A 12133-nucleotide genomic window follows, 5' to 3' on the forward strand; every position below is an offset into this window, starting at 1 on the left:
AATAAGAGGGCATTACATGGATTTTTCCGACGGGGAGGCAGATTGTAGCGCAAAGGCTTCCCGATAGGCCTCCACCTGGCCGTTTACGAGATATTCTTCAATTTGCGGACGCAGGTCCAGCAGCAGCTGAGAAACCTCAGGGGCCAGGCGTATACCGGCGTCGGCTTTAATCTGCTCCATGGCCTGGTCCAGAGACATAGAGGACAAAGAGAGAAACACCCGGTTGTCAATAAGCCGCATCAAATGGGAGGCTCCGCTGACTATATCTGTTAGTACCTGTTCTGGACCATCCTTCCGGCTGTATTCTTTGGGGTAGCCCTCCTGGTCATTATAAAACTTGTGGTGGCCCTTAGCGGCGGAAATATAGGGCCGGGTAGACTCTCCCTGGGAGAGAAGCATTTCACCGGCGTATACGTGGCATTCGTACATCTCCTTTTCCTCTTCCAGCCAGCTGCGGCCAATGCGGCGGATCATATTGCTGAACACCAAAATACCCACATTGTGCAGCAGGCAGCTGTCAAAGACGAACTGCTTCAGCTGAAGGCAGTGCGCCTGTAAGGCCTCCACTGTAAAGAATCCCAAAGCCCCCAACAAATACTGGGGCTGAAGCTCCAGCACTCGTTCCACCATCATACCAGCCACTTCTGCCGCCATGCGAGAGGCGACAAAGGCGTCCAGCCCCCGGCAAACCACCAGCTGTAGGATGAAATCTTTTTGCAGGACTCCGTCCGGATACTCTACAAAGGACTGGAGGCAGGCCAAAAGCTGCTGAAGGGTGGTCTCACACATCTGGTTGTCAGGCATATTGCGCACATATACCATCATGCGCCGGTACATTAGCCCCATAACCTCTTTCTTCTTCATTCGGTACTCTGGGCTACTGTCAATATAGATGGCGTAAAGGGCGGGTAGGAACATGTTGTGGTAGAATCCTTCGCCGGAATAATCCGTTTCATCTCGGTTCATATAGGTGGACTCCATCCAGCCCAAAAGATAGGAGAGAGGCCGAATGCCGCAGTGGTACTGGGCCGCCTGGTAGGAGTACTGCCACCGCAGAGAGGTAGGCATGCCCCGGCGCTGGCTTAGCGCACTTTGCCGGTTAATGACATACTCGGCAGACTCCATCACCTCGCCTAAAATCTGCGGGTCCGCGTTAACGCCGGCCCGCAGCAGCCCCAGGCCGGTGGTGCGCTCTTGGTGGGACTTATAGATATACAGGTCCCAGGGCAGATCAGGGGACTTTTCATGGTAGACCGGGTCCTCTAAAAACCGCAGGGAACGGCGGATGGCCTTCATCTTTTTTGTAGCATCTTCTTCATTAAAATCCGCATAGGCCAAGGCCAGGTTGCCCATAGCCCGGTGGATGTACCCCCGGGTCTCCTGATCCTCGATCTCATCGTACTGTTTGATAAAGGAAGCCGCCTCGCCAAACAGGCTAGACATCTTCCACTTGTACCGGCTCTGCCCGGCGTGGCGCACGAGATCTTCCATGTAAAATAGAGCCATGGCTCCGTTGTATAAGGCCTTAATCAACATATCCCGCTTATTCCAGCGGCGGGCGTAGACAATCAGGGCGTTGTGCAGGTAATAGTTTAGCACTACGTCCAGCTGTGTGGCCCCAGAGAGTAGCTGGCCTGCAAACTCCTCCAGGTTCTCAACATCCTCTTCGCTGGCGGAAACGATGTTGTCCAACACAGGAAAAAGCTCCTCCCGCAGCAGGACGGTATTTTCCACAGCCAAAACCCGGGCCTGCTCCCAGCACCGGCGTCGCTCCTTTGCAAAGGCGGGAACATCCTGAGGAATCTCCTGGGGGGGCGCGGTAAGCAGGAAAATTTCCTTTAAATTCGCAATATATCTCTCCTGGTATTCTTTCATGATGTGGTCCCTCTTAGCAGTGCTTCTATGGTGGAGAATACCTTATCCATGTCCAGGGGCTTTGATATATGGGCGTTCATTCCAGCATCTAAAGAGTTCTTCATGTCCTCCACAAAGGCATTGGCGGTCATGGCGATAATGGGGATGGTCCCTGCGTCGGGCCGGTCCAGCAGACGGATGTTCCGGGTGGCGTCCAGGCCGTTCATTTTGGGCATCTGCACGTCCATTAAAATCACTTGGTAATACTGGGGGGCGGATTCCTGGAACATGGTCAATGCCTCCAGACCGTCTACCGCGCACTCGATAACCGCGCCGGATTCCTCCAGCAGTTCCTGGGCGATTTCCCGGTTCAGCTCGTTGTCCTCGGCCAGCAGGAGCCGGCAGCCGGTAAGACTGCCCTGAGAAGAATGGACCTCCGGCACGGTGGGATCATTGGTGTTTCCACGACTGAAAAGCCCTGCTGCCAGCCGGCTTTTAAATAGAGGAAGGGGAATAAAGCTGTCAATCCCAGAGCGGGTGAATATGTATTCGATCTGGCTCCAGTCATTGTCTGTCAGCAGTAACATAGGCTTGTCGCCCAGACGGCGCCGGATGTCTGGCAGCAGCAAGGTCATCTCGGCTCCCTCAATTTTTTCCACGGTGAGAAAAGCATAGTATTCCTCTCCGGAAAGGTCCGCGTCGTTAATAAAGTCCATTACTTCGCTGGCGCTTTGGGCCCAATCAGTCTCTATACGCAGCTGTGTCAACATGACAATGGCCTGCCGGGCCCGTTTTTCTTTGGGGTCTAAAAGAAGAACCCGCTGGCCTGCCAACTCGTCATAAACAGCGTCTCCGGTGGAGGAAAAGGGGATCTCTACAGAAAAACAGCTGCCTTTGCCAGTTTCGCTTTCCACCTGAATGGAGCCGTTCATCAGCTCCACCAGGTTCTTGGTAATAGCCATGCCCAACCCGGTACCCTGAATCTTGTTGACAGAATTTTTTTCTTCCCGCTCGAAAGGGGAGAAAACTTTTGTTAAAAATTCCCGGCTCATGCCAATGCCGTTGTCTTTCACCCGCATGGTCATCAGCACTTGGCCGGGGTCTTTGGGCTCAATGGCAAAATAGAAGTCCACCCAGCCCCCGGCGGGGGTGTACTTAATGGCGTTAGAGAGAAGGTTTAGGCACACCTGCTTTAGGCGTACTGCATCCAGCATGAGGTTTTCGGCGTAAACAGGGCCCATTTCCAGGGAAAACTTTAGCTGGCCCGCATCCGCCTGGGGGCGGGCCACAATGAGGATTTCATGCAGCAGGTCCGCCACATTGGTTTTTTCTGCCTGTAGGCTGATTCGGCCGCTCTCAATGCGGGACATGTCCAGTACTTCGTTCAGCAGAGACATCATGTGGCCAGAGGCCACTTTAATCTTTTCCAGGCATTCCTGAATTTTTAGGGGGGAATTGTTATGGTTTAGGGCTATTTCAGTAAGCCCCACAATGGCCCCCATGGGGGTGCGGATGTCGTGGGACATTTCCGAGAGAAAGTTGGTCTTGGCCTTGCTGGCCATAATGGCTTCGTCCAGGGCGTTTTGGGTGCGGTTATAGTAGCCGGTGACCTGGTGCAGCAGGCACACAGCATATTCTTCATAGGGAATCAGTACCGCGGAGTAGACCTCCTGGCCCAAGCGGCAAAAAAAGGGAGGATCACTGCGGCCCAAAAGAGCGTCTTGCAAATGGCGGGCGTCATTGGGGGGCAGGGCAGCAAAAAGGTCTCCACCACAGAGAGCGGAAGCAAGGCTGTTGCAATAAATAGAGCGGATGCTGCCAGCGGGAAAAACCAGCACCGGCAGACCTACTTTTTCCCAAACATTTGCAAGCTCCCGATTTTCCATAAATCGTTCATCCTTTCCCTTGGGCAGAAATGAGAGATCAACCAAATAGACTAACGTAACGATATAATAAACGGCGCCTGCAAAGGGTGCTTTCCCAGCAGAAGAGAAAATAAGCCTGTGCCAAAAAACAGCCGGTGTGGCCCACAGTAATAGGGCATAATAACAAGCGCTACTATGCCCTATTATACTACCCAAGACAGATATTTACAATGGCTTTTCTGAATATTATATTATCCCTATCTCTTTCTCCGTTGAAACAGTCCTTTGGCCAGCCATACGGCTGGATTATACCGAAGCAAAAGGCCCATGTACCAGGCAGCACCCAAAAGCGGCCCCCCACATCCCTGGGTCAATTCCATAGCGGAGATAATTTTAGCTCTGTCTTTATAAGTAAACCCCAGCGTTACCCGCCGGTTGAACTTCCACCGGGCCAGCCGCCGGCGTTCCCCGCGGCTTGTTATGCCGCAGATACCGGCGAGCTCGTCCACCATCCGTTCATAATGGGCATATTTTTCGTAAGTCTGCTCCTGGCTTAGAAAAGCGCGAGAGTGGCTGCCCGGCCGCACACACACGCCGTATAGACGCTGGGGAAGAGTATGGCAGCTGTAGCGGTATAGATAGGGGAGCAGCATTTGAAAGTTTTGCCCCACTGGGTACACGGGAATGTGTCCCTGAGGGTACACCTGGAAAAAGCTCTCTGTGCGCAGCATATAGCAGCCACAGCACACAAAGGTGCGGAAGAAGAGCAAATCCCAGAAAATATTTTGCCGGTTCAAATTCCCAGTGCGCTCGTCGGCCCGGTCCAGCCGTTGGCTGGGTTCTCCCTGAAAATAATAGGAAAGAGACCGCACAGCACCCGCTTCGGGGTGGGCGAAAAGATACTGAACCCGGATTTTGATGGAATCCGGCTCCAAGTAGTCGTCGCTGTCTGGCCATACCAAAAACTGGCCGGACGCCAGGGGAAGGCCGTAGTTCATGGCTCCCGCAGCGCAGGAATGGGGCGCGGCCACTATCTGATAGCCGTAGCCCCGGTCCGCAAAGCGTTGTCGGTAGCTTTCTCCCAGGGCGAAGGTGTTGTCGGTAGATCCGTCGTCCACCAAAATCATCTCCACTTGGTCATAGGTCTGGGCCAGTACAGAGTCCAGCATGGGCGCTAGATGTGCCTCGCCGTTATAAACAGGCGTTACAATAGACACCAGGCCAGGGATAAAGCTGCGGGCCATAGGGAAGTTCCTTTCTCCATAGGATAGAATAAACGCACTGAAAAATTGCGAAATAACAACGAGTCTAAAAAAGTAGGCGGATTTGCCGCGGGGTCAAAAGAAGTTTATCCATTTCAAGCTGCGTTAGCGTTAATTACAGTTGAAAATAGGAAATATTGTGGGATCTAGTACGCGAGTGGTAGAGAGGAACGTCTAGCAGTGGCAGATAAGCTGCAAATCTAGGGATGGGGGTGCAATAAACTGCGGTTTTGTCCCAGGCCATCCCCTATTCATAGTTCCAGTTTTCTATCAAACAAACCAGCACAGTCCCTGCTCGGCATCTTGAATCCTCCCCTTGGGCGGCACTTCTCTTAAAATATGAAAAACGTTGGCATAGTCCGGGGCTGGGGAGAGAAAACCAATCATGGCCATGGGCCACCACAGGGCGCACAGCGCAGAACTGGTGGAAAACCAGAACAGCGCCAGAGGAATGACCCCTAAAGTTACCGGCAACAGGGCCATTAAAACAAAGCGCTGGCGGCTGATAGGCTCCTTGCACTTCATGAAGAAAAGAAATCCCTTTGGGATAAAGCCAATGTATACAATAGCTCCTTTGGGCTGGGGCAGGGCGTGGAGCAGTTCGTGGAGAAAGCAGGCCAGTATTCCCAGTAAAACGCCCACCGGCAGCAAAGGGGCCAGCAGGGGAAAGCGCCCGGTCAGTCGGGCTTTCATAATCATAGAGGTTATGCAGAGAAAAAATCCTGGCAGCATCCACAGGACCTGTTCCGCCACAGAAGACAGCCGCAAATCCCGGGCCCCAGCGGGCTTGGGATTCACTGCCAGCAGGTCTGGGTCGTCTGCCCGGGCAATACCTTTAAAAATAATATGCGGCATAAGAACACCTCACTTGATCCGTAGGATTTTTTTGTTTTCCACCTGGTAGACCCGGTCGCAGCGCTGAGCCAGGGCTCCGTGATGAGTGACCAGCAGTAGGGTTTTGGTTTGGTTCGCCTGGCGGATGGACTCCATCACCGCGGCCTCGGTGCCTGCGTCCAGGGCGGCGGTGGCCTCGTCCATTACCAGCAGCTCAAAATCTTTGTACAGGGCCCGGGCCAGGGCAATGCGCTGGCGCTGCCCGGCGGAGATGGCCGTACCCGTTTCGCCCACTACAGTGTCCAGGCCCTGGGGCATGCGCTCCACATCCTGCCAGATGTGGGCGCATTGCAGGCAGCGGATAATACGGGCCTGGTCCGGCCCATCCTTCCCGGCGAAAAAAGCCACGTTGTTGCGGATGGTCTCACCGTTTAGGTACACGGTTTGGGGAATATAGCTTACAAGCCCCCGCAGGGTCAGTGAGTCTATCCCGGCGATGTCCTTTCCGTCATAGGAAATGCTGCCCTTTTGGGGCTTCAGCAGCCCCAGCAGCAGGTCCAGCAGGGTGGTTTTGCCCGCGCCGGAAAGGCCCACAATGGCCACAGCGCTTCCAGCGGGAATCTCCATTTCCGCATCTTCAAAAATCACCGCTTTCGGGCCATAAGAGAAACACAGCCCCCGCACGGCAATGCCCTGCTTTAGGCTAAGCCCAGAACCTGGGCCTGCCTGGGCGGCGGCTTCTGCGGTTTTGATTTGTTGGTACTTTTCCAGCCCGTCCCGTACCACTTGAAAAGAACGCTTAGAGGACTCGATACTGTTTAGGCTGGTGACAATCTGAAAGGCCAGGGGGGCCAAACGAATAAACGCGGTAAAATAGACCACCAGCGAGCCCAGCATAGAGAGGACGCCGTCTCCTTGTGAGAGGAGAATGCCCAGCAGCAAAAACAGCAGAGCAGTTAAGGAATCCACCATAATGACAGACAAGACCCCTGTCTGGAAATTGTATTTGCCCTGAACTTGGGCGTGGGCCAGACTTACATCTTGGTACTTTTCTAGGATGCCCTCCACCGGTGCGCCGGTTTTGATCTCTTTAAATACCCCGTAGGCCAGGCTAACCTGGGCGTTGGAGCGAATGGTCAGTTCCCGCATTTTTTCCCCGTACACCCGGATGCGGGACCGATAAAACAGAAATAGTCCGGCAGTATAGGCCAGTACTGCGGCGCCCCCCAGCAGCCCCACCCAGCCCACAGCTTGAATCGACACGGCGATATACGCCAGCATGGTAGTCCCGCTGGTAAGCGCCCCCACACAGCCGGTGACAATGCCCACGCAGGCGGTGGTATCCGAGCGCACCAGGGCCAGGGCTTGCATCACGCTGCGTTGGTTGTGGCTAGACAAGTCCTCTTTCAGCAGCATCTCGTGAAGCTTTACCGATAGCTTTTGGGCTCCAGCATAGACAAAGCGGTTGGTCACCCGCCGCCTATACAGCTCGAAAAAGCATTTTGTCACCGAGAGCCCAGCCATGGCAAAGGCCTTAGCCAGCAGCTGGGGGGAAACGGCCCCCTGGCCCATAGCGGCCTGTAAAATATCGATGACGGCGGAAAAACTGATAATATCCAAAGCGGGGCTAATGAGACTGAGGACTATGTAGATCTTGCAGGCCCGGCGTTCCTTTGGGTCCAGGGCCCGCACCAGATAGAGGAAGATATTCATGGTCTTTGGCATGGGAGATCCTCCGTTCTTTGATAACTGAACCATTACTGGGGTGAAAAGTTGTTGACCAGAATTTGAAAAACCATATTCTTCCAGATGCTCAATACGATTCACCATTAAGAAAGCTTACATAGTCAAAGACGTCCATATACCGCCGCCGGATAAGGCCGGGCCGGAACGCGGTGATGTCTCCCAGTTGGCCGCGTTCTTGAAAGCCAGGGACAGGAAAGGCGCAAGAAATCTCTGGGTAGGGCTTGTGGGTGAAGAACACTTTGGGATAAGGCAGCTGGTCAAACCGCCGCATAATGTCATAGGTACTGCCGTCCCGGTCGCAGCCCACAAGAAAAATATTGTCCCAATTAATGCGTGCCGTCCGCCTTTGCCAGGCTGCGGCGGCCTGGCAGAAGTTGGCGTAATGGACGAAATGAATCCGCACGTCGCCCAGCAGGCCTTGGGGAGGCTCCCCGGGGTCTGGTTCTGCCGGCCGCACAGGCTGTGACATGTAATAAGGCAGATCGCCGCACATTTTTACAAAATCTTCCGCAAAAATGCTTAGGTTGGCGGTGGGGGAAAGATACGGCAGGCCCAAGTCCTTGTACATAGTACTGCCAGTACAGTTGCAGGAAATGATGCTGAAGCGGACGTTTTTCAACCGGGCGCGCCGCAGCCGGTTGTATAAACTGCGCTCTGTTATGCCAAACCGGCAGCAGCCCGCGTTCCACGCTCTTGATAGGATATTAGGCATAAAAGATCTCCTCGGATATTTTAGACAAACCGCACAGGATTTGCGGGGCCTTTTTTCGCCAGCTTGCGGCATTTTGGCTTATCAATGGCGAGATTGTCGGCGCAAAACTGCCGCAAGCTGACAAAAATCTTTGTGTGGGGTTGCCTGGATGATAGCAATCATTGCCTGGAGCTCACCAGTCCTACCGTCCAAGCAGATTTTTGACCGCTCTAAAGGTTCCAATGGCGGCATGGTACAGCTTGGCGGCAGACAGGAAGCCCAGGGTTTGGTACGCGGCCATAAAGGCGTTCCGGTAGCCCACGGGAGCCGGACCCTGCAACCGGGGCTGGAGGATCTCCTCTCTAGTGCAGGAAAAGCAGTCTGTCTGTCCCTCCACCAGCCTCCAGTATTCCCGGGCCCGGTCGTTATGCAGAATCATTATAGAAATGCCCATGCCGTCGTCTGCTTGGGGGCGCACCTTTTCCACACCCCAAAAGTCCCCAATGGTAAAGTCAGTCTGCCGCTGGGGTGTGCAAAATTTGCAGCTGTGGCAGCTGGGGCGAATGGTACAGCCGGTGAGGAAAGGCCAAATGTATAGGTCCTGGCTTAAAGGGGCGCTGTGTTCCTGCCCTCCGGCCACAAAAGCCCGGGTGTGGCCGCTGTCTCTGGCCCGCTTGTCTCGGAAACTAAAGCTTTCCAATGGGCCATACCGGCGCTGTAAATACTTGATATAACTTTCCCACATACCGGGAGATGGCGTCCCGTGGCAGACCAGATCTACCAGCAGCAGGGTGGGATAATCCTTAGAGAGAAATAGCTGGAGAGCCCTGGCCTGGCAGGGCGTGCCGCAGAACAGCACCCATTGCCCTTGCTCCAGGCGGTTGCGAATACGGACAAAAGCTCGGTCCATCCGGCTCTGCACGTACTTGGTACGTTTAAGAGCGTCTAAACTTTCCAGGTTCAGGGCCTCCCGGTGGACCACAGCCATGTCTTGGTCAAAGGCCGCGCCCCACACCGCCCCGCCCCGCTCCAGCACAGGTCCGGCCAGCAGGGGGAACATGCCTCCAGAGGAGCTGCCAAAGCGCACCGCGTCCGCTTTGGCTCGGGCTCCCAGATAAGTGTTATGGCAGCTTTCGCCGCCGGGATTTTTAACGGGGCATACCGTTTGACACCTGCCGCACTCCACACAGAGACCAGCGTCCACCTGGGGGTAGTCAAAGCCCTCCCGGTCCCGGAGCATGGAAATAGCATCCCGGGGACAAACAGCGGCGCAGGCCCCACAGCCACAGCACGCTTCTTTTTGGGTAAATAGATTCATAAAGAAACCTCAGTAAAATTAAGTAATCCGGCGGCCGAAAACAAGCGCAAAATACCAAAAGAGAGCAAAGGTGATAATCCTTTGGCAAGATAGGGTTCCACGACCTTGCCAAAGACCACCCCGTATTCGCTTATTCCAGTCTCAAATTCTCCACCAAAAAAGTCTTGGAAGTCTCCAGCGCCTCCACTCGGGCGGCCTCGGCCCAGTCCCAGTTAATGGGCGCGTCCATTTGGAAGCCATCCTGGTATAAACGACTCTCTAAGCCGTGAATCTTCAAAATATTGTTGATGCGGGCATCCCCGGCACTGTGAGGAAAGGTAACAAAGGGCCGCCGGAAAAGGATGCTTATGGAAGTGCCATGAAAGGAATTCGTCACCACATACCGGGCCCGATGGATGCCCCCCAGCAGTTGGCCGGGACCTGCGGCGGGAAGAGGCGTGGTTCCGGCGGGCCGCCAGCTTCCGGCGCAAAGGGGGCCCACAATAGGCAGGCCAGTGCGGGCAGAAAACTCCCGCGCGTAAGCGGCCAGAGCCTCGTCCGGCTTGACGGTATAGATGAGGATGTATTCCCCAGAAGCGGGGTATTCCTCTACTGCTTTCCACTCCTTTGGATCAATGAGAAACACTGGATCCAGTACAGCGGATACAGGCCCCTTGTACAGCCCCCGCACATAGGGCAGAGCCTCCGCCTCCCGCATAGAAACTGCGTCTACACCGCTGATTAGCTGGGAAAATTCCTTCTCATACCCAGGAGGCAGTGCCGCCTGGCCATAGCTGGCGGCATAGGCTACGACCCGTTTCTTGGCCGGGGCCTGAAAAGCCCCAAAATAGGCGGGCCGCAGGCCAAAGGTAATGTCCGGGTTCCAGATCTGGTCACTGCCCACCACGTAGCAGGCATAGGGCAGCGAACCCAGGCCTTTCTCCGTATGGAAAGGTCTTTGTCCCGGGTCCAGCAGCTGCTTCCGAAAGGCCCGCATAGTCTTGCGGCAGAGGAAAAATTCCCGGCCCGCCCGCAGGTGCGCAAGGGTTAAATAGGCGGTTCTTAGCAGCTGTGGCAGCGGGTTCCACATAGGGAAATAGGGGACTAGCCAGTGTCGGCCAGTCAGGTAGAAAGGCTCGTAGGGGACGATCTGGGTCGGGAAACCCACACTCCGCAAAAACTGCCGCAGAGCATAGGCCTGTAGCATTGCGCCGCAGTTGTCCGAGCAGTGAAAGGTGAGAATGCCCACCGAGGGGAGAGGAGAAGCCGCCATAGGTTACCTCCAAAGAGTTCGTAGTTTGGCCAGGGCGCAATACGCCGGATAGGAGAAAGGCCGGAATCGTAAATAAATCTTATAGGGCAAGGACAGCTGCCGGTAAAGGGACTGCTGGCGTTCTTCTCGGGCCAACTGGTCAAACAGCGCTATGCCCTCTCGGTCGCGGGCCCGGTACATGGTCCAGCTTTTGGCGGCAATGCGCCACAGGATGTCCACTTCCCACCGCAGGGCAAAGTCCAGATTTCCTCGCTGCTGTTCGGCATCCCGTATCAGCCGGGGAACCTGCATGTACTGGGGGCTTTTGGCCAGGGCGGCGGACTGGGTGGCGCTGCCGCCGTGGGTCCGGTAATAATAACGTACTTGGGGCGCCAGTACAGCGGTGGACAACTGGGGAAGCAGCTGGTATGCGAACAAAGTGTCCTCGCCCAGGGCCAGGTCCTCCTGAAAACGCAGGGAGCCCACTGCTTCACGGCGCAGCAGCTTGGCCCCTGCCAGGGCGAACATTGGCAGGTATTCCAGGTGGAACCAGCGCTTTACAGTTTCGCCCTGGGCCAGCTGCCAGGTGGGGAGATCTTCCGGCGGATTTTGCAAAAGAGCGGCCAGTTGGGCTGTGTCCATCTTTTTATATCCAAACAGGGCAATGTCTGCCTGGTAAGAATCAGCGGCGGCGCTCAGCTCCTCCAAGGCCCGGGGGTGCAGCGCGTCGTCGCTGTCCAGAAAGAACAGGTACTGGCCCACCGCGGCGTCCAGACCCATGTTCCGGGCAGCGGAGACACCCCGCTTTTCTTGGCGCAGCAGCCGGAAGCGGGGGTCCTTGTCAGCGAATTCTTGGCACAGGTGGTCCCCGCCGTCAGAGGAGCCGTTGTCAATGAGCAGTATCTCAAAGTCTCTCATAGTCTGCCCGGCCAAAGAAGAGAGACATGGGGGCAAAAAGGGCGCGCTGTTATATACTGGGACAATGACACTAACCTTTGGCAAGAAAATCACTCCTGAAAAAGCATCCGCAAAAAAATTTAAAAAAGCTAGACTTCATGGGGGCGGCACTCTCGATGATACCATAATATATTACAGAATCTATTGGGCTGGCCTTGACTTTTCATTCAGTAGATGATAATATTTCAATTGTAGAAAGATATTTTAAAGTGCGCTTGCCTAAAAGAATGCTGCTGTGTAAAAAGCCGGTGAACGGAAATGTCAAGAGTAAATGCGAAAAAATTTGAAATATTTTTTTCAGAGGGCGGCGACGGCTTCACGGAAGAGCATTTCAGACGTTTTCCAACCTAAAATTTTGCGTGGATAGTTGGCAAT

General features: G+C 54.7%; 9 protein-coding genes. All 9 read right to left on the reverse strand.

Going from position 1 to position 12133, the window contains the following annotated elements:
* Positions 1–12: 12 nt before the first annotated feature.
* The 9 genes from U8U68_RS17555 to U8U68_RS17595 all read right to left on the reverse strand — a co-directional run bounded on the left by U8U68_RS17555 (position 13) and on the right by U8U68_RS17595 (position 11803).
* A complete protein-coding gene (locus tag U8U68_RS17555; RefSeq protein WP_322203136.1) occupies positions 13–1875 on the reverse strand; it encodes an HD-GYP domain-containing protein in 1863 nt (620 codons plus the stop codon).
* Positions 1872–3740, reverse strand: a complete 1869-nt coding sequence (locus tag U8U68_RS17560; RefSeq protein WP_322203139.1) for a hybrid sensor histidine kinase/response regulator — start codon at positions 3738–3740, stop codon at positions 1872–1874. Before U8U68_RS17560 ends, U8U68_RS17555 begins: the two co-directional genes overlap by 4 nt.
* A 236-nt stretch (positions 3741–3976) precedes the next feature.
* Entirely contained in the window at positions 3977–4963 is a 987-nt protein-coding gene (locus U8U68_RS17565; protein ID WP_322203141.1) for a glycosyltransferase family A protein, read from the reverse strand.
* A gap of 288 nt (positions 4964–5251) precedes the next feature.
* Positions 5252–5836 (reverse strand): DUF3267 domain-containing protein, encoded by a 585-nt coding sequence (locus tag U8U68_RS17570; protein WP_322203143.1) that lies wholly within the window; start codon positions 5834–5836, stop codon positions 5252–5254.
* Positions 5837–5845: 9 nt separating this feature from the next.
* Positions 5846–7540, reverse strand: coding sequence for an ATP-binding cassette domain-containing protein (locus U8U68_RS17575; protein WP_322203145.1), 1695 nt, complete (start codon positions 7538–7540; stop codon positions 5846–5848).
* 88 nt (positions 7541–7628) lie between these two features.
* The gene (locus tag U8U68_RS17580) at positions 7629–8273 is read right to left on the reverse strand and encodes a DUF1919 domain-containing protein (protein WP_322203147.1); all 645 of its coding nucleotides are present in this window, start codon (positions 8271–8273) and stop codon (positions 7629–7631) included.
* Positions 8274–8454: 181 nt separating this feature from the next.
* The gene (locus U8U68_RS17585; protein ID WP_322203149.1) at positions 8455–9570 is read right to left on the reverse strand and encodes a Coenzyme F420 hydrogenase/dehydrogenase, beta subunit C-terminal domain; all 1116 of its coding nucleotides are present in this window, start codon (positions 9568–9570) and stop codon (positions 8455–8457) included.
* A 130-nt stretch (positions 9571–9700) separates the two neighbouring features.
* Positions 9701–10822, reverse strand: coding sequence for a polysaccharide pyruvyl transferase family protein (locus tag U8U68_RS17590; protein WP_322203151.1), 1122 nt, complete (start codon positions 10820–10822; stop codon positions 9701–9703).
* 3 nt (positions 10823–10825) lie between these two features.
* Positions 10826–11803: a glycosyltransferase family 2 protein gene (locus U8U68_RS17595; protein WP_322203154.1), complete on the reverse strand. Its 978-nt coding sequence runs from the start codon at positions 11801–11803 to the stop codon at positions 10826–10828.
* Positions 11804–12133: the final 330 nt, after the last annotated feature.

This window comes from Acutalibacter intestini, assembly GCF_034334985.1.
In the GTDB taxonomy this organism is placed as follows: Bacteria; Bacillota; Clostridia; order Oscillospirales; family Acutalibacteraceae; genus Acutalibacter; species Acutalibacter intestini.